Genomic DNA, 20,609 nt, shown 5'->3' on the forward strand with positions numbered 1-20,609 from the left:
ACATGGAGACCGACGTTCGACCGAATCTTGGCGAGGACGGAACTCTCGTGATCCGTGCCCGAGGCGGAGAAGCCCGGGGATATCCGGATGGCGGAGTGTTCGCGTGGAAGGGCATGCCCTACGCAGCAGCGCCGGTGGGTGAGCGGAGATTCCGCGCGCCGCAACCCGCAGGGCCGTGGGACGGGGTGCGCGACTGTCGTGAGTTCGGGCCGATCGCGCCGCAAGGGCAGAGTCCGGCGGTTCCGATCGACCGTGCTTTCAAGATCGACGAGGACTGTCTGTCGATCAACGTGTGGGCCCCGCGCCCCGACGGAACGCCGCGACCGGTGATGGTGTGGATTCACGGCGGTGCTTACTGCCTCGGGTCCGCCGCGCAAACAATCTACGACGGCCGTCATCTGGCTGAAACCGGAGACGTTGTTCTCGTCTCCTTCAACTATCGCGTCGGTGCCCTCGGATTCCTGGACCTGTCCGGATTCTCCACCGCGGATACCGTTTTCGAATCGAACTGTGGTCTGCGAGACCAGATTGCGGCACTCGAGTGGGTTCGAGACAACATCGACGCCTTTGGTGGTGATCCGGGAGCAGTGACCGTCTTCGGTGAGTCCTCCGGCGCAGGATCCATCACGACGCTCATGACCTGTCCCAGCGCCGAAGGTCTGTTCCACCGCGCGATCGCTCAAAGTCCGCCCGCGACCTCCGTCTACGGGGCCGAGCGCGCCAAGACCGTGGCGGAGCGGTTTCTCGAACTGCTCTCGATCGAGCCCGAAGATGCGGGCGATCTGCTGACCACGGATCTCGAACTGCTCGTCAAGGCAAGCGATGACCTGGTCAACGAAATCCCGACCCGGATTCCGGGAACTTTGGCGATGGCACCCGTCGTCGATCGCGATCTGGTGCCGCACTACCCGGTTGCGGCTTTCCAGAAGGGTTATGCGCACCGAATCCCGCTGATCATCGGTTCCAACAAGGACGAGGCGTCGATCTTCAAGTTCATGAAGTCGCCGCTGATGCCGGTGAGCGCGCAGTCCGTCGAGGCCATGCTGCAATTACTGGCCGATGATCACCCCGATATCTCCGCGACCAAACTGGCCGAGATCATGTCGGCCTACCCCGACCACGCGAAACCGAGTGGCGCGCTGGCACTCTCACGGGACGCGGCGTTTCGCATGCCGACCCTGTGGATTGCCGACGCTCACTGCAGGCATTCCCCCACCTGGGTCTACCGCTTCGATCACGCGACGCCGATGCTCAAAGCGGCACGGATCGGCGCGGGCCACGCGACCGAATTACCTTATGTATTCGGTAATTTCGGAACCCTGAACGTCGATCCCACGTTCTGGCTCGGCGGACGTAGGGCCGCAATGGAGGTAGCCGGGCGTATTCAACGGCGATGGCTGGCCTTCGCCAGGCATGCCGTGCCGGCAGCTCTCGACGGTTCGAAACACTGGGCGCCGTACGAGGAAGAGAAACGGTCGACGCTGTTGATCGACTCGACTGACACCCTCGTCAGCGACCCCGATCACGGACTGCGCGTCGCCTGGGGCAACGACGTGATGGGGTTCAACTGACGTCGGTCGAGTGCCGCGGACGATCCAGTTCGCGTAGCACCGGCAGGGAAGCACAGACGGCGGCGATCAGGATGATCGGAATCGACAGGGCCACAAAGGTCGACGCGATTCCGAGTTGATCGAGCAGAGGGCCGACTGCGAGGTAGCCCAGCGGGCCGGCGGCGTAGGCCGTCGACGTCATGACACCGACGACGCGTCCGCGCATGTGCTCCGGGCTGTGCGTCTGCATGGCGTAGTTGGCGATCGGTCCGACCGGTCCGTAGACGAGACCCTGTAGCCCGGCGAGTACGAGGATCACCCAGAGCGGGGGGAGGAGCGCCATCGCGAGCATTGCGATGCCGAGAACGGCGACCGCAAAAATCATGATCAGGCGTCGGGACATGATCGGTGCGAGTGGGGCATAGGCGAGAGAGCCGATGATGCCGCCGATCGCCAAAGCCATCAGCACCGATCCGAGTTGGGCAGGTTGATCCAACTCGGTGAAGTACACCGGGAACACGACGCTCTCCACCGGCATGTAGAGCGCGACGACGGCCATGTCGATCAGAGCCAGAGTGCGGAGCAGTTTGTTGTTCCAGACGAACCGAAGACCGTCGAGGGTGCCGTGCCAGATCGATTTCGGCCGATGTTCGTGTTCGGGCACCCCGGCCCCGGGAAGCCGGATGAAGGCGACCACGACTATCGAGAACACAAAGCCTGCCGCCGTCACCCAGAGCGTGTTCACCGCTCCGATCGTTGCGATCAGGACACCGCCGATGCCAGGGCCGATCAGGTACGCGACATTGAAGTTGGCCTCGTACACACTGTTGGTTCGATCGAGTTTCCACTTGGCGGCCCGAGTTGCGGCGGGCAGCATCGACTCCCGCGCCGCCATTCCGGCGGGGTCGAACACGGCGCCGAGCGCGGCCAACGCCGCGATCACCGGGATGGTCAGGTCGGCAGTGGCCGCGATGATCGGAATCGTTGCTACCGACATCGCGGAGAGTGCGTCGGAAATCATCGAGGTACGACGACGTCCGAACTTGTCGACGAATGTCCCCGAGAACAAGCTCGATACGAGTAGCGGAATGGCTGCTGCGCCGGCCACTATCGCCGCGTCGGTGGCCCTGCCCGTTCGTTCGAGGACCAGCCAGGGGAGCACGACGATAGCGATACCGTTGCCGATCGCCGAGAACAGCGTCGCGAGATTGACCAGTACGAGAGGGAGATAGCTGGGAATAGCTACGTCCGAGGATGTAGGTGGACGCCGATCTGCTGAGGCGACCACGTTCTTTCCTTCCCCGAGATGGTGCCGACCAGGGTTTCGACTCGGATTTCGACGAGTTCGACGACGGCACCATCGACGCTAGCAGCGGAGTCTGCAGGTCCGCGAGTGATTTTTCGCGGATCGTCTTCGTTCGGTTATGCCTGGTAAACGGGGTTCTCTGCAACAAACTTCTCGACGTACGAGCACGTCGGAAGGATCTTCAATCCCTCGTTCCGGGTCTGATCGAGCGCTTCACGCACAACGATGGCGGCAAGCCCGCGCCCACGAAACTGCGGATAGGTCACCGTGTGGTGGAAATCACGGACGCCGGAATGGTCCGAGTACTCGGCAAAACCGGCGAGTTCGCCGTCGACTCGGATCTCGAAACGCGTTTCCGCGGGATTGTGCGCCACTGTCTCGGTCATCTTCGGGCTCCGTTTCGAAAGGGCGGCCGGCTGCGCCGCGCCGCGTCTGCGTTCTCTGGAGCACGCTACCTGGCAGGCCGCCCGCAATATCATTCGCTGACGTGGGATCCGTTACTTAGCGCAACTACAACTGGACGACCGTTCAAGGGACCTTCGTCGCCACGGAGAACGAACAAAACTGGTCTGTACGTGCCGATTTGTCCGTGCTTTCATGCCCACATCCGGTGATACATATGCATTGCGATCGTAAACATCCCAATATGTGGGATGTGTCACAAACTTTTTTGTCGTCTGTTCGGATGCTTTAAGAAGAGGGCCTGAACCGGGCAATTTGCAGGTCAGCGGCGCGCTGATCGCGTGTCGGTGATAGGTGCAAGGTGCCGAAAACCCCATGGGTATTGCCTTGGTCATCAGATCGTTTCTTGGACGTGATCCCAAAGACCCGCTCGGGGGGTTAGCGTTTGAATCGTCGGGGATAGAAGAAGCGTTACACCTTCGCCGGAAGAACTTTTGGCGCGGCGCAACAACGGTTCGATTTCGAGTCTTCGTCGGACAACTTCGAGGAAGGAACGCACATGATTTTCGGGCAGCGTGAGTCGAACAGTTACTTTGCCGCAATTTTTTCGTACGACTTCCTTGACGAAGGTCTGGGATACGAGACCATCGCTCGGATTCACCGGGGTGAGATCTGCGAGTGGATTCGCGATCTCGAGGCTTCCGGATTGTTCTCCGCTGCAGAGGTCCACGCCGCTGAGCTTGCATGGCGAGAGAATCCACGCTTGCTCCTCGACGCTCTACTCGAGGACGCCGACGAGGTCTCGGTCAAGCGCTGGGAGATTGCGTGGACGAGGCTCGAGCGTCAGTCGCCGGCGGCCGGAACCGCGGTGGCAGAGCACGGCTGACGCTCAGCTGTGATCTAGTCGACGGCTCAATCGTCGACTAGAACCGCGTCCTGATCGGTGAGCACGGTGAATTGCGCGCCCGCAGTGGTCAGCGCCGCAACCGTCCGAGCGGTTATCTGGGGATCTTCGAGTAACGAATCGCCGCCGTGCGGCACTATCGCGAAGTCGACGAGCGCGAGCCCGGACCAGATCGGGTCGATACCGCACGTAGGCATGACTTCAGCGGGGTCGTCCGACGCGTCCAGCCCGATCAGAGTCGGAGTCACGAGGCACGCTCCCGCACTGTATCCCGCATAGGCCACAGCACCGGAACGAACCAACATCTCGATGACCCGATCTGCGCCGCTTCGGGCTAACTGTGCACGCAGGACGAACGTATTTCCGCCGCGGACCCACAGGCAGTCGAATTCACGAAGCCGGACTTCGAGTGCTTCCGGTGCACCCAGGAAATCACGGACGTCCACTTCCTCCGCTGTGAAGCCCGCTGCTCGTAATGGGGTCAATTCGCTGGTGACTGCCGAACTGCGGGCATTGAGCGGCCATGAATCAGCAGCCGCGGCGATTACCGCTATGCGAGCGCCGCGGCCTACAAGATCGACAAAAGCCTCGGCGTGATCGCCGAATCGGTAGGACGCGAGAAACAGCTTCACTTCTCAGCACCTTCGCGACCTACTCGAACTTCGCGCTGAATCCTCAAATCGTGAACGCCAAATTGTCGACGACGCGTGTGCCGACCGTGGTGTCACCGCGAAGCGAGATGTCGGTTCGATGATCCGACGCGTGGACGCGGCCACCGGCAATTCGGGTGAAGAGCGGTGAGCTCATCGTGATGGTCGTTGTCGCCGGACTGTCCAGTTCCTCGACGAGTGATGCGCGCGCGTCGACCGAGACGTGAAGTGAACGAGCAAGGGGCCCTTCGAGTTCGAAAGTGATCCGTGCTCCCTCTGGAGCCTTTCCTCGTTTTCCGACGACGAATCCGAGCGCGCTGGTGATTTCGCCGAATGCAGTCTCCGCGCGCAATCCGCCTTCTTCGCCCGGAATGCCAACTGCATCTCTGATGTCGAGTTCGTGCATCCAACAGTCGAAGGTCCGAATACGCATGAACCGGCCATAGGGCGCAAGACCGACCGGTGTTTGTGTGTCGGCGTCCCAGTCCGCGCTGGTCATCGAGCGCAACGCTTCGGTTCGCTCGGCGGTGATGTCGCGATATCGGGCCAGCAAGTCAGCGTGCGGTGTCCGCCTCAGGCCTTCGACCCAGCGCTCGTTGAACGCCGCAATCTCGTTGTGGACGTGGGGCAATGCGTGCACGTCCAGATTGATCGACGGCGGATTGATGCCCGCGAGCAGTGATTCCGTACCGATCAGGTGGGACACGATGTCGTGAACCGTCCACCCCGGTAGGTTCGACGGAGCCAACCACTGATCGCCGTCGAGTTCGGCAAGCAGTGCGTCGATGACACTCCATTCCTCGGTCAATGCGTCGACTACTGAGTCCTGGGGCCAACCACTCATGTGGACATCTCCTGTTTCGGACGGTGCGGTTCTCCTCACTGTATGTCGCGGCGGATAAGTGAGCGGGGATTCCCAGGCTTCGAGTCGGTGTCGCCAAACATCCGAGGGAGGCAGAGTTCCTGTGGTAGACCAGGATTGTCGACGCCGAAGCAGGCTCACGCGGCGTTGTCGTCACCGACAGAGGAGTCTTCGTGTTTCCAGGAAATTTTGTCCAGTCCACGCCGGACAAGCCCGCCGTCATTCGCCCGGCGACGGGTGAGTCCATCACCTATCGGGAACTCGACGAACGGTCGACGCGGCTGGCGCGGTACTTCCGAAGCGTCGGTGCCAAGCCAGGGGACCACGTCGCTCTCATCTCGAACAACGATCTGCGGGCGTTCGAGGTCTATTGGGCGGCGTTGAGGTCAGGTCTGTACATCACTGCGGTGAACTGGCATCTCACCGCTTCGGAGGCTGCCTACATCGTCGACGACTGCGAGGCGACAATTCTGGTCGCGTCAGGGCAGGCGTCGGCAGCAGTTCCGTTGGACGAGAAGCTGATTCCACGCGTTCGTCATCGATTGGTGTACGGCGACACTCTCGACGGTTTCGACGACTACGAGGAGGCGATCGACGCTCAGTCCGCCGATCCACTCGACTCGCAGCCACGTGGGGCGGACATGCTGTACTCGTCCGGAACCACCGGCAGGCCCAAGGGGATCAAGGGAGATCTTCCGGAGGGTGAGGTGGACACCACCATGGATCCGTACACAGCGGTATTTGCGCCGATGTACGGGTTCGATTCCGACACAGTCTATTTGTGCCCGGCGCCGGTCTATCATGCGGCGCCCCTGCGCTTTTGCGGCGTGATCAATTCGGTCGGCGGAACCGTGATCTTGATGGATGCCTTCGAAGCCGAGACTGCGCTGGAATTGATCGGTAAATACGCTGTGACGCACAGTCAGTGGGTGCCGACGATGTTCGTTCGAATGCTGAAACTTCCCAAGGAGATCCGCGATCGTTACGACGTCTCGACGGTCAAAGTCGCAATTCACGCTGCTGCTCCTTGCCCGCCCGAAGTGAAGACGGCAATGATCGACTGGTGGGGGCCGGTGATTCACGAGTACTACGCCTCGACCGAGGGGTCGGGAGCCACCTTCATCAACAGTGAGCAGGCCTTGTCACATCCGGGTTCCGTCGGTCGTGACGGCGTGATGGGGATCGTGCACATCTGTGACGACGGTGGGCGCGATCTTCCGGTCGGCGAGATCGGTACCGTGTTCTGGGAACGAGAGACTCTGCCGTTCCGTTACCACAACGATCCCGAGAAAACGGCTGCCGCGCAGCATCCCGATCATCCGACGTGGACGACAAGTGGAGATATCGGATACGTCGATTCCGAGCGCTTTCTTTATCTGACCGATCGCGCGGCATTCACGATTATCTCTGGCGGCGTCAATATCTATCCGCAGGAGTCCGAGAACATCCTCACCTTGCATCCGAAGGTGTTCGACGTGGCAGTCATCGGTGTTCCCGATGAAGAAATGGGTGAACAGGTCAAGGCGGTTGTCCAACTTGCGGAGGGAATCGAGCCGAGCGCCCATGTCGCCGAGGAATTGCTGGAATACGTCCGCAGCCAGGTTGCACATTTCAAAGCTCCGAGAAGCATTGACTTTGCCGACGAATTGCCTAGGACCGCGACAGGAAAACTCGTGAAGCACAAGTTGCGGTCTCAATATGTGAGCAATTGACCCTCAGGCGAAATGCTAGGACATCAGAGTATTTCTGCAAGATAGTAGGCAAGGACCTGCGCATGGCTGTATGGCAGGTCCTTGCTTGCTGTCAGCAGGACAACGGGTCGAGCATCCGATGTCGGTGCGATGCGTTGGACGTATTCGCGAACTGGAGATGCATCTAATTCGTCGATGTATCTGCTTTTGAATGCGTCGAAACGGGTGTGGTCGTGGCCGTACCATTTTCGCAATTCAGGGGAGGGTGCCAAGTCCTTCGGCCAGTCGTCGTACTGCAGGTTTTCGCGTTTGACGCCGCGTGGCCAGAGTCGGTCGACGAGGAGGCGGACGGCGTTACATTCGGAAGCAGGTTCGTAAACTCGCTCGACGGTGATGATTCGGCGCGCCATTGTGGTGCCTTTACGTCTTTCGGCCGTTTCAAATAGTGGAATAGCCCGCCATTCGAGTGTGATCGGCCTCACAGTAGGCTTCTCCGGGTATGTCCAAACATACTGTTCGGACTCGATTCAGATGGAGAAAGTGCGTCGTCGGTTTCCCTACGCCGCGGTAACTCTGGCTACTATCAGTCACCATTCACCCAAAAGCGGGTCATCTTCCGCTCATCACATGCTGGTTGCCGCTCGTCGCAGCAGGCGAACCACCAACCGCAGAAGGTAATGGAAAATGGAAACATCGAAGAGCGCACAAGTGCGTCCGTCGGTCGGCGTCCCTCGAGAATCGAGTGACGGTGAGCGTCGGGTCGCGTTGGTGCCCAAAATTGTGTCCGCTTTGATCGGCAAAGGTGTCGACGTAGTCGTCGAGTCCGGGGCTGGTCTCGGGGCGTTGATTCCCGACGAGCTCTACACCGCTGCCGGCGCGAAGATCGGCGATCCGTGGACTGCTGACGTGGTGGTCAAGGTCGCGCCCCCGTCGACGGAAGAGATCGCCCGGATCAGCACCGGCGCGAAGCTCATCGGCTTCTTGAATCCGCGTAATGCAGACAACCGCATCGCCGAATTGAAGGCCGCCGGGATCGAGGGATACGCCGTGGAGGCGATTCCTCGTATCTCCCGCGCGCAGGTGATGGACGCGTTGTCCTCGCAGGCGAACGTGTCGGGGTACAAGGCTGTTTTGTTGGCGGCATCGGAGTCGACGCGGTTCTTTCCGATGCTCACCACCGCTGCGGGCACGGTGAAGCCTGCGACCGTTCTGGTGCTCGGAGTGGGTGTGGCAGGTCTGCAGGCGCTGGCGACAGCCAAGCGTCTCGGTGGCCGCGCTACCGGGTACGACGTGCGCCCTGAGGTCGCAGACCAGGTGCGTTCGGTGGGTGCGCAGTGGCTCGACCTCGGAATCGATGCAGCCGGCGAAGGTGGATACGCCCGCGAGCTGACCGACGACGAGCGCGCGAAGCAGCAGCAGGCACTCGAAGACGCGATCAAGGGCTTCGACGTCGTGATCACCACGGCTCTGGTTCCGGGGCGTCCCGCGCCGCGCCTGGTCACCGCAGCCGCGGTCGAAGGGATGAAGCCGGGCAGTGTCGTGGTCGACCTCGCGGGTGAAACCGGTGGTAACTGCGAGCTGACCGAGCCGGGTCAAACCGTCGTCAAGCACGGCGTGACCATCTGCTCTCCGTTGAATTTGCCGGCGTCCATGCCTGAGCATGCGTCGGAGTTGTACTCGAAGAACATTTCCGCGCTGATCGAACTCATGCTCGTCGAAGGTGCCTTGGCGCCTGATTTCTCCGACGAGGTTCTGGCCGGTGCGTGCGTCACCCGTGAAGAGAAGGGCGCCTGATGTACACATCACTTCTGGCGAACATCGCGATCCTGGTGTTGTCCGGATTCGTCGGTTTCGCTGTGATCTCCAAAGTTCCGAACACCCTGCACACCCCGCTGATGTCCGGTACGAACGCCATCCACGGCATCGTCGTCCTGGGTGCGTTGGTCGTCCTGGGCAAGGTGCACGATCCTTCGATCGGGTTGCAGATCATCTTGTTCGTCGCGCTCGTCTTCGGAACCGTGAACGTTGTCGGTGGTTTCGTGGTCACGGACCGCATGTTGGCGATGTTCAAGGCCAAGCCGGCCGCCAAGTCTGTGTCGAAGGATGGTGACCAGTAATGGAATACCTGGTCAATGCGCTCTACATTGTCGCGTTCTCGATGTTCATCTACGGCCTCATGGGTCTTACCGGCCCGAAGACCGCAGTCCGCGGCAACCAGATCGCCGCGGTCGGCATGCTCATCGCCGTCGTTGCAACTCTGATCTCCATTCGTGATGCGGAGATGGGGAACTGGATCCTCATCGCTGCCGGCCTCGTCATCGGTGTCGTGCTCGGTGTGCCGCCGGCGCTCCGCACGAAGATGACGGCCATGCCGCAGTTGGTCGCACTGTTCAACGGTGTGGGTGGCGGCACCGTCGCGTTGATCGCGTACGCGGAATTCCTGGACTCGGACGGGTTCACCGCATTCCAGCACGGTGAGTCGCCGACGGTGCATATCGTCATCGCGTCGCTCTTTGCCGCGGTGATCGGATCGATCTCCTTCTGGGGCAGCGTGATCGCGTTCCTGAAGCTGCAGGAAACCCTGCCTGGTCGTCCGATCGGAATCGGTAAGCTCCAGCAGCCGCTCAATGCTCTGCTGCTCATTGCCGCTATCGCGTTCTCGGTGATCATCGGTATCAAGGCGATCTCGCCGGAAGGCCCGACCAGCTCACTGTGGATCGTCGGCGTGCTCGTTCTCTCGGGCATCCTCGGACTGATGGTCGTGCTGCCCATCGGCGGCGCGGACATGCCCGTCGTCATCTCGCTGCTCAACGCTCTCACCGGTTTGTCGGCTGCTGCTGCAGGTTTGGCGCTCAACAACCAGGCGATGATCGTCGCCGGCATGATCGTCGGTGCTTCGGGCACGATCTTGACCAACCTCATGGCCAAGGCCATGAACCGGTCCATCCCGGCCATCGTCGCCGGCGGCTTCGGTGGCGGCGGCGGAGAAGCGCCGTCCTCCGACGGTGTCGTGCGCACGGCAAAGGCGACCTCGGCGGCCGACGCGGCTATCCAGATGGCCTACGCCAACCAGGTCATCGTCGTCCCCGGATACGGACTTGCCGTCGCGCAGGCTCAGCACGCAGTCAAGGACATGGCGAAGTTGCTCGAGTCGAAGGGCGTCGAGGTCAAGTACGCCATTCACCCGGTCGCCGGTCGTATGCCCGGTCACATGAACGTTCTTCTTGCAGAAGCGGATGTCTCGTACGACGCGATGAAGGAAATGGACGACATCAACGACGAATTCGCGCGTACCGACGTCACCTTGGTGATCGGCGCGAACGATGTCACCAACCCGGCGGCGCGCAACGATCCGAGCTCACCGATTCACGGAATGCCGATCCTCAACGTCGACCAGTCGAAGTCCGTCATCGTGCTCAAGCGCTCGATGAACTCCGGTTTCGCCGGTATCGAGAACCCGCTCTTCTTCGCCGAGGGCACCTCGATGCTCTTCGGTGACGCCAAGAAGTCGGTCTCCGAAGTTACCGAGGAACTCAAGGCGCTGTAGCGCTGGCACTCGTAAAGGGGCGTCCACTCGCAAGAGCGAGTGGACGCCTTTCTTCGTAGCCGTGTGCGGCAACAACCTCTTGTGCTGCAACGACAAAGGCGCCTGGTCCGAGACAAAACTCGGAACAGGCGCCTCTGGCGACGTTTTACGGGACCTCGGGAGTTTCGGGGTCGGAGGAGAAGCCGGAAAGTAGTTCGATCAACTTCTGGATCAGTTCGAGCGGGTTCAGATCTTCGAGGCTCACGGTAAAGACTCCTTCGCTGTGGAACTACTTGATTCGGACATTTCCGAACATACGTCATGTCCGAGCGTGGCGGGCCAGCTATCGGCGAAAATCTCTGGATCCCAAAGATTTAGGACTAAAGTCGGATGCTCCGGTGCCTGGAGAACGCGATTGCAGCCGTATCCGGGCGTAGCTCTTCACGTTTCGCGGCGATGGGCGATCGTGCCATCAAAATGGCTGCGGCACAGGCCCATACCAGAGCGATCAGAACTCCAGCTATCACGCCGAAAAGGCCGCTCAACTCGGCGGCCAGTGCGCTGGCACTGATCGCAGCAACCCCGGCGAACCCGAGTCCGGCGACCACCGGACGCCACTGCGGGGCGGAGATCAAGATCGCCGAGCCGTACAGCGCGGTCGCCGCTGCGACGTGACCGCTGGGCAGTAGGTCCTGGGGAACATCGGGAAGCCAGGAACCGAATGCCGCGTTGGTGAGATTGGCGCCCATTCCGAGGAGCAGGATCGCGCCGATGCCGTATGGCAGTCCGCGGACCATCGAGACGACGGCCAGAGCGGTAGTGGCTGCGAGTACAGCGGTGACGTCGAATCGGCCTACCGTCCACTCGGCAAGTGCGCGCACCTGATCCGGGACGCTCAAACCGGGCGAGGCGGGTCGCACAAAATACAAGACGCCTAACGCTACGACGGCGATCGCAGCAAGAACGAGGAAGCGAGTGGTTGTGGAGGGAGCGGGGTGCTGGGTGGAGGTCGAGACGGTCACGAGTACCAGCATCCCTGTTGAGTCTGTGCCGATCGTGAGGATCAGCTGTGAGGTCTGTAGGCGGTCGGAGAATCGCGCCGAACGACACCCGCACAACCCGCTGCGACCAGGACGCATGCAAATGGGATCAGCATTGCTGTGGTGAGAGGCACAAGTTTGGTGACCCACCCGATGGTTGCCGGCCCGGCGAGGAATCCGATGTATCCCATGCCGACGACGCGAGACATGTTGGTACCGGCCGAACCTGAGCCCAGATTTCCGGCCGTGGTGAAGATCTGCGGAATACATCCCGACAGGCCTGCGCCGAACAGTGCCCAACCGAGCAGCGTCAGCGGTAGCCAGTCGGATACCACGACGGTCAGCATGCCGACGGACGACAGCAATGCGCCGTAGCGAACCACGGCCACCGGGCCGACTGCCGCGCTGATCCGATCCGCGGTGAACCGGCCGACGGTCATCATGGCGGAGAATGCGCCGAACGACAGTGCGGCAACGGCATTCGAAACACCGAGATCTTCCTTGACCTGCAGCGCGCTCCAGTCGTTTGCCACTCCCTCGGCCAGCATCAGAACAAAGGCGAGGGTTCCGAGCGCGAGCACGCGAGCCGAGAATCTGCCGTGCGTCTTTCCTGCAGTCGACGCCGTATCTGCGTGCACGTGGACATGGGGGAGCAGGGGGCGCGAGCAGAGCCAGACCGCCAGCAAACCGATTGCCGACGCGATGCTGAGCGTGACGTACGGCGGAAGATCCAGTGCGAGAGTGCCGAATCCGATGACGGACCCCAGCACACCGCCGACGGAGAACATGCCGTGAAAGGCCGCCATGATCGGGCGCCGGTACAGCTGTTCGGCTTCAACGGCCTGCGAGTTCATCGACACGTCCAAAGCGCCGTTCGCGAAGCCGAACACCACAAGAGCAGCGCCGAGTTGCCAGGTGTTCGTGGCAAACCCCGGGCCGAGGGTGGCGAATGCCAACCCGCTGCCCGCGAGGATGACCATGCGCCTGCTGCCGTATCGATCGGCGAGCGGGCCGCTCAATTGCATACCGGCAATGGCTCCGACAGCGAGTAGGAGAAGCAGTGAGCCGAGCGTCGAGTGACTGATTCCGACACGGTGTTCGATGGACGGGATGTGGACGACCCACATCGCCAGGAGAAATCCGTTGATGCCGAAGATGCCGAAGATGCCGGCCCGGGCGCGTACCAGGGCGGAGGTGGGGACTGCGCGGTCGGTGGGGTTGACGCTCACTCGTTCCTTTTTACAGGTGAGACAGCAACAGGTCCGGGTCTGCGAGCATCTCCGCGACAAATGAGAGGAATCTCGCGGCCTGCTCACCGCTCAGCACGCGGTGGTCGAACGTCAACGTCAGTGTCACGACGCTCCGCACTTCGATCTTGCGCTCGATCACCCACGGACGCTCGCTCACCGAGCCCAGGCAGAGGATGACGGCTTCTCCTGGATTGAGAAGCGGAATGCCGCCGTCGACGCCGAAGACTCCGACATTGGTGATCGTGACCGTGCCACCGGTCAGGTGATGGACGTCGGTCACTCCCGCGCGGGCAGCGACAGTCAGTGCGGTCACGGCGCGGGCGAGTTGAACCAGGTTCAGGGTCTCGGCGCTCTTGATATTGGGCACGGACAGCCCACGCTCGGCGGCCACGGCGATGCCGAGATTCACGTGATCGTCGATGACGGCGTCGCCGCGAGCCTCGTCCCAATGCGCGTTCACCATCGGGTGCGACGCGATTGCGGTCACCAATGCCTTGGCCGCGAGAGTCAGTGGAGTGAGGGACAGCCCGGTGAACGCGTCCGAGGAACGGAGCCTGCCGAGCAGTTCCGTCGACGCCGTGACATCGGAAGTGAGAAAGACGCTGGCCTGGGGAGCGCGGGTGCTGCCAACCATCGCCGACGCCATCTGTTTCCGTATGCCGGATGAGGTCGGCTGTGCCGCTTTATCCAACGGCGCCTTTGAGTGAAGCGCGTCTGCGACGTCAGCCGCGGTGACGGCGCCGTCGAACCCGCTTCCGGGGATCTCACTCAGATCGACTCCTGCTTCACGCGCCGCGCGTCGCGCCGAGGGTGTTGCGGGCCGTCGCTCCGGTGTCGGCCGGGGCTGCGGGTGCGGCGCGATCCTGCTCCGTCGCCGACTCGGTTGCTCAGCCGTCGGTCCGTACCCGACCAGCACATTCGGCGACTGGGGATCACGTGGATCGGCAGGCCCCTCGATACGGATGATCGGAGTGCCGACCGGAACAGTGGTGCCAGGTTCGACGAGGAGTTCTCTGACAACGCCGACATAGGGCGATGGTAGTTCGACAAGAGCTTTGGCCGTCTCTACCTGGGCGAGAACTTGATTGAGTGCCACAGTCTCGCCGACCTTGACCGTCCACTCGACCAGATCTGCGGAAGTCAGGCCCTCTCCGAGATCCGGCAATCGGAATTCCTGCGCTGTACTCATGCCGCCAGCGTCCGGTCGAGCGCCGCGAGGATCCGGTCCGCGTCCGGAAGGTGAAACTGCTCGAGCTTGGCGGGCGGATAGGGGATGTCGAATCCGGTGACCCGCAGGATCGGCGACTCCAACTGGTAGAAGCAGTGTTCCGCGACGTGTGCTGCGATTTCGGCGCCGACGCCGAGAAACTTCGCCGCCTCGTGGACGACGACCAGTCGGCCCGTCTTGTTCACCGACGCCTCGATCGTGTCGAAGTCGACGGGGGAGAGCGAACGTAGATCCACCACTTCCAGGTCGTGGCCTTCTTCTTCGGCGATCCGCGCGGCGTCGAGTGCGGTGGTGACCATGGATCCGTACGCAACCACTGTCGCGTCGTTTCCTGAGCGGGCGACGCGGGCACGGTAGAGCGGAAGCTCAGGCGCGGCATCGGTATCCACGTCGGCGGTGTCCCAGTAGCGCCGTTTGGGTTCGAGGAAAATCACCGGGTCGTCCGCGGCAATCGACTGTCGGATCATGTGAAAACCGTCGACCGGATTGCTCGGATACACCACCCGCAGCCCTGCGGTGTGAGCGAAGTACGCTTCCGGTGATTCCGAATGATGTTCCACCGCACCGATTCCGCCGCCGCTGGGAATCCGGATGGTCAGTGGTGCGGTCACAGTACCTCGGGTGCGGTAGTGGATCTTTGCCACCTGGGACACGATCTGATCGAAGGCCGGGTAGACGAAACCGTCGAACTGGATCTCGCAGACCGGACGGTATCCGCGCAAAGCCAAGCCGAAAGCTGTTCCCACGATCCCTGATTCGGCGAGCGGCATGTCGATCACCCGGGTATCGCCGAAGTCCTTCTGCAAGGCGTCGGTAACCCGGAATACGCCGCCGAGACGGCCGACGTCCTCTCCCATGATCACCACGCGACGATCGTCTTCGAGTGCGCGTCTCAGGCCGGCGTTGAGCGCGGTCACCAGATTCATGACGGTCATGACAGAGCCCCTTCCAGGCTGCCCAGATACACGCGATGCTCTTCGCGTTCAGCGTCGATCAACGAGTGTGCCTCGACGTAGACGTGATCGAACAGCGCTGACGGGTGCGGATCGGCGAGCGCGATGGTTGCGCGTCGCAGCCCGGCTGCGACGTCGTTGGCGGCCGCCGCGATGGTGGTGACGGCGTTCTCATCGAGAAGGCCGCGATGTCCGAGGAGCAGACGCATTCGCTCCAGCGGGTCGCGGTTTCTCCACTCCGACATATCCGTATCGGTGCGGTACCTGCTCGGATCGTCGGACGTCGTGTGCGGGCCCATTCTGCAGGTGATCGCCTCGATGAACGTCGGGCCGCTGCCTTCGCGTGCGCGATTGAGCGCCGAGCGCGTGACTGCGAGAACGGCGAGGACGTCGTTACCGTCGACGCGGATCGCCGGAATGCCGTAACCGATCGCCCGATGTGAGATGGGTGTGCGGGACTGCAGGGATACCGGTTCACTGATGGCCCACTGGTTGTTCTGGCAGAAGAAGACAACGCCGACACGGAAACTGGCGGCAAATCCCATCGCCTCGGCGATGTCGCCTTGGCTAGAGGCGCCGTCACCGAAGTAGGCGATCGTCGCGATCTCGGCGCCGTCCAGATGCGCGCCCAGTGCGTATCCGGTGGCGTGCAGACCTTGGGAGCCGACGACGATCGCCGGATTGGTGACGTTGAATTGTGCTGGATCCCAGCCTGAATGGGAGATTCCGCGCCACATGGTCGTCAGCAGTTCGGCGGGAACTCCCCGGCAGTACGCGACGGCATGTTCGCGATAGCTCGTGAAGGCGAAGTCGTCGGGGGCAAGCGCTCTCGCGGAACCGACCTGCGAGGCTTCTTGGCCGAGCATCGGAGCCCACAACCCTATTTCGCCTTGACGCTGCAGGGCAACAGCTTCGGTGTCGATTCGGCGACTCACGACGAGATCGCAATACAACGACAGCAGTTCGTCGGGCCCGATGTCTGTTATGAGACGGTCGAATTCGGGACGGCACACGCGTGCGCCGTTCGGTTGGATGAGTTGGACCGGATAATCGAGGTTGTCGATCATCTTCGCTCACCTCGGTTTCTGCTCATGCCCGGCGCGCCTCGTGAGTACGCCGCACAATCCCGATGTGTTGTATGCAGTTGTCGCTCTACCATCAGGATCCCCCTGATCGGGAAATCCGCAAGTGTTTTCACCGCTGTATCAAGGCCGGAATTGCGAACTGGCGAGTAACAAACGTGTCGGTACGGCCAACCGATCGGAAATCAACCGCTAGCATCGGTGCGGTGACTGCAGTCGGTTTGAACGAAGAAGCTGTTTCCGCGTGGATCGCCGAACTGGGGGTCGGCGCCACGACACCACTGACTTTCGAGAGGATCGGTAACGGGCAATCGAACCTGACCTACTCCGTGACAGATGCGGGCGGAGGACGGTGGGTACTGCGCAGACCTCCACTGGGCACGCTGTTGGCGTCAGCGCACGACGTCGTTCGTGAGCACCGCATTCTGTCCTCGCTCCAGGGCACCAAAGTGCCCGTTCCCAAGATTCTCGGCATCACGGAAGACCCGGAGATCACGGACGCTCCGCTGGTTCTCATGAGCTACATCGACGGCGTCGTGATCGACGGCGTACCGGTGGCTCAGAAGCTGACCGAGGACGAGCGTCGTGCGGTCGGATTGGCGATGCCGAAAACCCTCGCGAGCATCCATGGGGTCGACCTGGAAGAGACCGGCCTCGACGATCTGGCCAGCCGCAAGCCCTTTGCCGAGCGTCAGCTCAAACGGTGGTCGGCGCAGTGGGAGAAGTCGAAGACCCGCGATGTTCCCGACGTCGACCGGTTGGCCGAGATTCTGCACCGAAACATTCCGGAACAGAGCGAAGTGACCTTGGTCCACGGCGACTTCCACCTCAACAACGTCATCACCGATCCGGTCGAGGGACGCATCGTTGCCGTCGTCGACTGGGAGCTGTGCACGTTGGGGGAGCCACTCGCGGATCTCGGTGCGCTCCTCGCGTACTGGCCGGAAGCCGGTGACAAAGTTGCCGGTCCGTTCATGGCGTCCACGTTGGAAGGCTTCCCGAACCGTGACGAGCTGGTCGCTGCCTACGTCGAGGCGACCGGCCGCGACGTGTCAGCTGTCGGATATTGGCACGTACTCGCTCTGTGGAAGCTCTCGATCATCGCCGAGGGCGTGCTGCGACGCATTCTCGACGATCCGCGCAACAAGGCTGAGCACGGCGGGCCGACGGTCACGCTGATCGACGGAATCGTTGCACGCGCCGTCTTGACGGCAGATCAGCTCGGTCTGAGCTAGCTTCCGGTCAAGGTCCCGGCTGCCGATCTGATGGCGGCCGGGATCTCCACCGGCTTGCGGGTGTCAGCGTCGACGTAGACGTGAACAAAGCGTCCGCTGGCAGCGGGTTCCCAATTGCCGCCGTCGACCTCGTGAAAAATCGCGAGGGAGTAGACGATGCTCTTGGTGCCCAGCTTTTCGACGGAGATACCCACCTGCAACTGCTCGGGGAACGACAGTTCGCTCAGGTACCGGCACGACGTCTCGGCGACGACGCCGATAGCAGGCAGGTTGCGGATGTCAGTTCCCGTGGACGACATCAGCCAGGCGTTGACCGCGGTGTCGAAGTACGAGTAGTAGGTCACGTTGTTGACGTGGCCGTAGTGATCGTTGTCGTCCCACCGCGTCGGGACGGGCCAGAGGACGGGAAACTCGCTGATCGACGGGGGCGTCTGCGCTGTGCTCACGGCTTCGACTGTAGTGAGGACTTTCGCGAGAGTGAGGGCAGGGTGGTGCCCTGCAGGACGGCACGCACGATCAGTCCCACCAGCAGTGCCCAGAATGCCGAACCGATTCCCAGGATACTGACGCCGGATGCGGCGATCAGAAACGTGACCACGGCGCCTTCACGTTCACTCGCCTCGCTCAGCGCCGAAGTGAGGGCACCGGCCAGTGTTGCCAGGAGTGCCAGTCCGGCAACAGTTTCCACGACGCCGGCCGGAGCGGCAGCTACCAGAGCGGCCACGGCGGCCGCGCCCGCAGCGAGAACGAGATACGCCCAGCCTGCGGTGAAGGCAGCGATCCATCGGCGTTTGGGATCCGGATGTGCGGTGGGGGCGGCGGCCAGGGCTGCGCTGATTGCCGCGAGGTTGATCGCGTGGCCACCGGCCGGAGCGCCGACGATGGTGCCGATACCCGTCACGATCATCGACGGTCGCCAGGGAACGGTGTATCCGAACGAATTCATCACCGCCACACCGGGAATGTTCTGCGAAGCCATCGTGACGATGTAGAGCGGAACGGCGATGCCGATCATCGCCTGCCAGGTCCACGACGGCGCGGTGAGATCGATGCGGGGGATCATGGCGCCGGCGTCGAGCGCGCGATCCGACGTGACGAGGCTGATCCCGATCACGATCGCCGCGGTGAGAAACGCGAGCGGAACCGCCCATCGCTTGGAGAAGCGTTGCGCCGCAAGCCAGACCAGGATGACCGGTGCGACCGCTGCCGGTGCGTCCCGGACGGCGATGATCGGCGCCAGGCACAGCGGCATCAGAACTCCGGCGAGCATCGCCTGCGCGAGGGGCGTCGGGATTGCCGAGATGACTCTTCCGAGCGTCGGCCACAATCCGGTCAGAACTATCGCGATTCCCACGACGACGAAGGCGCCGACCGCGGCCGGCCACCCACCCTCGACCGCACCCGCGCCGGCGAGCAGAGCGGCACCGGGCGTCGACCAGGCGAGGGTGATCGGCATCCGGTACCGGCGTGAGAGCCAGAGCATTCCCAATGCTTGGGTCACGCACAGAACCAACAGACCGGACGCCGCCTCGGCTGCGTCCGCACCGACGGCGGCGAGTCCGGTGAGCACCACCGCGAACGAACTGGTGAAGCCGACGAGGGCCGTGACGATGCCTGCGCTCATCGGTTGTGAGTTGCTGCGAACGGCTTCCGGTTCGGTTGTTTCTGTGGAGTCCGACATGGTCAGTGATTCTGCCCGACCACCTCGGGGCGCGAATTACCTGTCCGGTCGGATGGGCGAGGTGACCGCTTTGCCGTAGATGAGGTGCGTTTGGGCGTGCCAGACCTCGGGGTGCGCGGCGAGGTGGTCGATCAGTACTCGTTGTAGATGAGCACTGTCGCGGACCGCGACGTGGAGGAAGAAATCCTCAGGGCCCGAGACGTTGAAGAGGGCAAGGGTTTCCGGCAATGCGAGCGCGTCGGCTGTGAAGCGGTCGACGAGGTCGCGGCGGTGCGGTCGCAATTGCACGGCGATGATCGCCTGCATCGACCGACCCACCGCAGCCGGGTCGACAACCGCATGAATGCCGCTGATCGTCCCGTTGGCGCGTAGGCGTCGTACGCGCTCGTGGCACGAGGACGTCGCCAAACCGACTCGATCGGCCAACACCTTGTTGGTGATCGACGCGTCGTTCTGCAATTCGGCCAAAATCTTCCAGTCCACCGGATCCAGAGGCTCATTCTTCGTCATCTGCCGAACTATATCCGGAGTCGTTTTGAACTTCCCGGATCCAGTTGCACACTCCTGGCATGAACATGTGTCTCGAATCAGCTCGGGTGTGAGGTATTTCGGATGAGTGTCGGTCAATGGCTCGCTTTCGGCTCCCTGCTATCCATCGTCCTGTTCACGCCGGGACCGGATTTTGTCCTGATCCTGCGTCATTCTCTGGCAGATCGTCGGACCGGCGCGGTGGTGGCTGCCGGCGTGATCTCGGGGCTGTTCGTTCACACCGCTGCGGCGTCACTGGGTCTTTCCGCCCTCGTCGCGACGCGTCCGCAGTTGCTCTCCGCGCTCACGTACGCCGGGGCGGCATATCTGACCTGGCTCGGCATCTCGGCGATCCGAAGTGCATTCAAAGCCAGAGCCTCGGACGAGGGAATTCCAGCAGCAAAGGAACCGATTGCCGCCACCACGGCGTTTCGCTACGGATTCCTGTCGAACTTGCTGAACCCGAAGGCGTTGTTGTTCTTTCTCGGACTCCTCCCGCAGTTCATCGAGCCGGGTGAAGGCGCAGGGCTGCGCACGTTGATGTTGGCGGGCGCGACGGTCGTCGCCGCAGCGTTGTGGTGGGCGATCGTGGTGGTGCTGGCGGCCGGAGCCGGCAAGAAGCTGCGTCGCCCTGGCGTCGGCAAGAGGATCGATGTGGTGACGGGCGTGTTGTTGGTGGGCCTCGGTGCCTTCTTCGGGGTTGCGTGAGAGTTCGTGTCAG

At 62.2% G+C, this 20,609-nt stretch carries 21 protein-coding genes; 8 read left to right on the forward strand and 13 right to left on the reverse strand.

The annotated features are described in order from the left end of the window. Positions 1 to 2: 2 nt before the first annotated feature. Positions 3 to 1,571 carry a carboxylesterase/lipase family protein gene (locus ACFQ6Y_RS28915; protein WP_378640142.1) on the forward strand — a complete coding sequence of 523 codons (1,569 nt, stop codon included), beginning with the start codon at positions 3 to 5 and terminating at the stop codon, positions 1,569 to 1,571. Here ACFQ6Y_RS28915 and ACFQ6Y_RS28920 read toward each other — a convergent pair. Together ACFQ6Y_RS28920 and ACFQ6Y_RS28925 are read right to left on the reverse strand one after the other, a co-directional pair. Next, a complete protein-coding gene (locus ACFQ6Y_RS28920) occupies positions 1,564 to 2,790 on the reverse strand; it encodes an MFS transporter (protein ID WP_378549480.1) in 1,227 nt (408 codons plus the stop codon). The two genes, ACFQ6Y_RS28915 and ACFQ6Y_RS28920, sit on opposite strands and share 8 nt — an antisense overlap. A gap of 182 nt (positions 2,791 to 2,972) precedes the next feature. Then, positions 2,973 to 3,242, reverse strand: a complete 270-nt coding sequence (locus tag ACFQ6Y_RS28925) for a GNAT family N-acetyltransferase (protein WP_007726096.1) — start codon at positions 3,240 to 3,242, stop codon at positions 2,973 to 2,975. A gap of 575 nt (positions 3,243 to 3,817) precedes the next feature. Between ACFQ6Y_RS28925 and ACFQ6Y_RS28930 the strand changes: the two genes are divergently transcribed. After that, positions 3,818 to 4,144, forward strand: coding sequence for a hypothetical protein (locus ACFQ6Y_RS28930; RefSeq protein WP_003941297.1), 327 nt, complete (start codon positions 3,818 to 3,820; stop codon positions 4,142 to 4,144). A 26-nt stretch (positions 4,145 to 4,170) separates the two neighbouring features. On the opposite strand, the gene ACFQ6Y_RS28935 is transcribed toward ACFQ6Y_RS28930, so the two are convergent. Continuing rightward, entirely contained in the window at positions 4,171 to 4,794 is a 624-nt protein-coding gene (locus tag ACFQ6Y_RS28935; protein ID WP_378640145.1) for a Type 1 glutamine amidotransferase-like domain-containing protein, read from the reverse strand. Positions 4,795 to 4,837: 43 nt separating this feature from the next. After that, complete coding sequence (locus tag ACFQ6Y_RS28940; RefSeq protein WP_378640148.1) at positions 4,838 to 5,656, reverse strand: maleylpyruvate isomerase family mycothiol-dependent enzyme; 819 nt, start codon at positions 5,654 to 5,656, stop codon at positions 4,838 to 4,840. Positions 5,657 to 5,847: 191 nt separating this feature from the next. On the opposite strand from ACFQ6Y_RS28940, the gene ACFQ6Y_RS28945 reads away from it, so the two are divergent. Then, complete coding sequence (locus ACFQ6Y_RS28945) at positions 5,848 to 7,386, forward strand: AMP-binding protein (protein WP_378640150.1); 1,539 nt, start codon at positions 5,848 to 5,850, stop codon at positions 7,384 to 7,386. Between the two features lie 23 nt (positions 7,387 to 7,409). On the opposite strand, the gene ACFQ6Y_RS28950 is transcribed toward ACFQ6Y_RS28945, so the two are convergent. Further along, positions 7,410 to 7,847, reverse strand: a complete 438-nt coding sequence (locus tag ACFQ6Y_RS28950; protein ID WP_378640153.1) for a DUF488 domain-containing protein — start codon at positions 7,845 to 7,847, stop codon at positions 7,410 to 7,412. Between the two features lie 202 nt (positions 7,848 to 8,049). On the opposite strand from ACFQ6Y_RS28950, the gene ACFQ6Y_RS28955 reads away from it, so the two are divergent. The 3 genes from ACFQ6Y_RS28955 to ACFQ6Y_RS28965 are packed head-to-tail and all read left to right on the forward strand — an operon-like array spanning position 8,050 to position 10,912. After that, complete coding sequence (locus ACFQ6Y_RS28955) at positions 8,050 to 9,159, forward strand: Re/Si-specific NAD(P)(+) transhydrogenase subunit alpha (RefSeq protein ID WP_003941381.1); 1,110 nt, start codon at positions 8,050 to 8,052, stop codon at positions 9,157 to 9,159. Next, positions 9,159 to 9,482 carry an NAD(P) transhydrogenase subunit alpha gene (locus ACFQ6Y_RS28960; protein ID WP_003941319.1) on the forward strand — a complete coding sequence of 108 codons (324 nt, stop codon included), beginning with the start codon at positions 9,159 to 9,161 and terminating at the stop codon, positions 9,480 to 9,482. The genes ACFQ6Y_RS28955 and ACFQ6Y_RS28960 overlap by 1 nt, the downstream gene beginning before the upstream one ends. After that, positions 9,482 to 10,912, forward strand: coding sequence for an NAD(P)(+) transhydrogenase (Re/Si-specific) subunit beta (locus ACFQ6Y_RS28965; protein WP_230817005.1), 1,431 nt, complete (start codon positions 9,482 to 9,484; stop codon positions 10,910 to 10,912). The genes ACFQ6Y_RS28960 and ACFQ6Y_RS28965 overlap by 1 nt, the downstream gene beginning before the upstream one ends. Before the next feature lie 359 nt (positions 10,913 to 11,271). Here ACFQ6Y_RS28965 and ACFQ6Y_RS28970 read toward each other — a convergent pair whose 3' ends face one another. From ACFQ6Y_RS28970 to pdhA, 5 genes are read right to left on the reverse strand one after another with little or no spacing between them, the layout of a single operon-like run. After that, positions 11,272 to 11,925, reverse strand: coding sequence for a hypothetical protein (locus ACFQ6Y_RS28970; protein WP_378539406.1), 654 nt, complete (start codon positions 11,923 to 11,925; stop codon positions 11,272 to 11,274). A gap of 29 nt (positions 11,926 to 11,954) precedes the next feature. Continuing rightward, a complete protein-coding gene (locus ACFQ6Y_RS28975) occupies positions 11,955 to 13,160 on the reverse strand; it encodes an MFS transporter (RefSeq protein ID WP_378640156.1) in 1,206 nt (401 codons plus the stop codon). A gap of 10 nt (positions 13,161 to 13,170) precedes the next feature. Beyond that, positions 13,171 to 14,370: a dihydrolipoamide acetyltransferase family protein gene (locus tag ACFQ6Y_RS28980; protein WP_378640158.1), complete on the reverse strand. Its 1,200-nt coding sequence runs from the start codon at positions 14,368 to 14,370 to the stop codon at positions 13,171 to 13,173. Then, entirely contained in the window at positions 14,367 to 15,344 is a 978-nt protein-coding gene (locus ACFQ6Y_RS28985) for an alpha-ketoacid dehydrogenase subunit beta (protein WP_378640161.1), read from the reverse strand. Before ACFQ6Y_RS28985 ends, ACFQ6Y_RS28980 begins: the two co-directional genes overlap by 4 nt. After that, positions 15,341 to 16,429 (reverse strand): pyruvate dehydrogenase (acetyl-transferring) E1 component subunit alpha, encoded by a 1,089-nt coding sequence (gene pdhA, locus ACFQ6Y_RS28990; protein WP_378640164.1) that lies wholly within the window; start codon positions 16,427 to 16,429, stop codon positions 15,341 to 15,343. The genes ACFQ6Y_RS28985 and pdhA overlap by 4 nt, the downstream gene beginning before the upstream one ends. Positions 16,430 to 16,650: 221 nt before the next feature. On the opposite strand from pdhA, the gene ACFQ6Y_RS28995 reads away from it, so the two are divergent. Beyond that, positions 16,651 to 17,679 (forward strand): phosphotransferase family protein, encoded by a 1,029-nt coding sequence (locus ACFQ6Y_RS28995; protein ID WP_378640166.1) that lies wholly within the window; start codon positions 16,651 to 16,653, stop codon positions 17,677 to 17,679. On the opposite strand, the gene ACFQ6Y_RS29000 is transcribed toward ACFQ6Y_RS28995, so the two are convergent. Genes ACFQ6Y_RS29000 through ACFQ6Y_RS29010 form a run of 3 tightly spaced genes read right to left on the reverse strand, consistent with a single transcriptional unit; the run spans position 17,676 to position 19,870 of the window. Further along, positions 17,676 to 18,125, reverse strand: a complete 450-nt coding sequence (locus ACFQ6Y_RS29000; protein ID WP_378549340.1) for an acyl-CoA thioesterase — start codon at positions 18,123 to 18,125, stop codon at positions 17,676 to 17,678. The genes ACFQ6Y_RS28995 and ACFQ6Y_RS29000 overlap by 4 nt on opposite strands. Next, positions 18,122 to 19,360, reverse strand: coding sequence for a benzoate/H(+) symporter BenE family transporter (locus tag ACFQ6Y_RS29005; protein WP_378549337.1), 1,239 nt, complete (start codon positions 19,358 to 19,360; stop codon positions 18,122 to 18,124). The genes ACFQ6Y_RS29000 and ACFQ6Y_RS29005 overlap by 4 nt, the downstream gene beginning before the upstream one ends. 36 nt (positions 19,361 to 19,396) lie before the next feature. Next, positions 19,397 to 19,870 carry an Lrp/AsnC family transcriptional regulator gene (locus ACFQ6Y_RS29010; protein ID WP_003941284.1) on the reverse strand — a complete coding sequence of 158 codons (474 nt, stop codon included), beginning with the start codon at positions 19,868 to 19,870 and terminating at the stop codon, positions 19,397 to 19,399. Positions 19,871 to 19,972: 102 nt separating this feature from the next. Between ACFQ6Y_RS29010 and ACFQ6Y_RS29015 the strand changes: the two genes are divergently transcribed. Continuing rightward, complete coding sequence (locus ACFQ6Y_RS29015) at positions 19,973 to 20,596, forward strand: LysE family translocator (protein ID WP_378539414.1); 624 nt, start codon at positions 19,973 to 19,975, stop codon at positions 20,594 to 20,596. The last annotated feature ends 13 nt before the right edge of the window (positions 20,597 to 20,609 follow it).

Source organism: Rhodococcus sp. NPDC056516, assembly GCF_042794655.1.
In the GTDB taxonomy this organism is placed as follows: domain Bacteria; phylum Actinomycetota; class Actinomycetes; order Mycobacteriales; family Mycobacteriaceae; genus Rhodococcus_F.

Excerpts from the sequence above, each read along its gene's own strand:
- ACFQ6Y_RS29005 (WP_378549337.1), bottom strand. The coding sequence starts at position 19,360 with ATGTCGGACTCCACAGAAACAACCGAACCGGAAGCCGTTCGCAGCAAC.
- ACFQ6Y_RS28915 (WP_378640142.1), top strand. The coding sequence starts at position 3 with ATGGAGACCGACGTTCGACCGAATCTTGGCGAGGACGGAACTCTCGTG.
- ACFQ6Y_RS28955 (WP_003941381.1), top strand. The coding sequence starts at position 8,050 with ATGGAAACATCGAAGAGCGCACAAGTGCGTCCGTCGGTCGGCGTCCCT.
- ACFQ6Y_RS28985 (WP_378640161.1), bottom strand. The coding sequence starts at position 15,344 with ATGACCGTCATGAATCTGGTGACCGCGCTCAACGCCGGCCTGAGACGC.
- ACFQ6Y_RS28960 (WP_003941319.1), top strand. The coding sequence starts at position 9,159 with ATGTACACATCACTTCTGGCGAACATCGCGATCCTGGTGTTGTCCGGA.
- ACFQ6Y_RS29015 (WP_378539414.1), top strand. The coding sequence starts at position 19,973 with ATGAGTGTCGGTCAATGGCTCGCTTTCGGCTCCCTGCTATCCATCGTC.
- ACFQ6Y_RS28980 (WP_378640158.1), bottom strand. The coding sequence starts at position 14,370 with ATGAGTACAGCGCAGGAATTCCGATTGCCGGATCTCGGAGAGGGCCTG.
- ACFQ6Y_RS28930 (WP_003941297.1), top strand. The coding sequence starts at position 3,818 with ATGATTTTCGGGCAGCGTGAGTCGAACAGTTACTTTGCCGCAATTTTT.
- ACFQ6Y_RS29010 (WP_003941284.1), bottom strand. The coding sequence starts at position 19,870 with ATGACGAAGAATGAGCCTCTGGATCCGGTGGACTGGAAGATTTTGGCC.
- ACFQ6Y_RS28925 (WP_007726096.1), bottom strand. The coding sequence starts at position 3,242 with ATGACCGAGACAGTGGCGCACAATCCCGCGGAAACGCGTTTCGAGATC.
- ACFQ6Y_RS28965 (WP_230817005.1), top strand. The coding sequence starts at position 9,482 with ATGGAATACCTGGTCAATGCGCTCTACATTGTCGCGTTCTCGATGTTC.
- pdhA (WP_378640164.1), bottom strand. The coding sequence starts at position 16,429 with ATGATCGACAACCTCGATTATCCGGTCCAACTCATCCAACCGAACGGC.
- ACFQ6Y_RS28970 (WP_378539406.1), bottom strand. The coding sequence starts at position 11,925 with ATGCTGGTACTCGTGACCGTCTCGACCTCCACCCAGCACCCCGCTCCC.
- ACFQ6Y_RS28940 (WP_378640148.1), bottom strand. The coding sequence starts at position 5,656 with ATGAGTGGTTGGCCCCAGGACTCAGTAGTCGACGCATTGACCGAGGAA.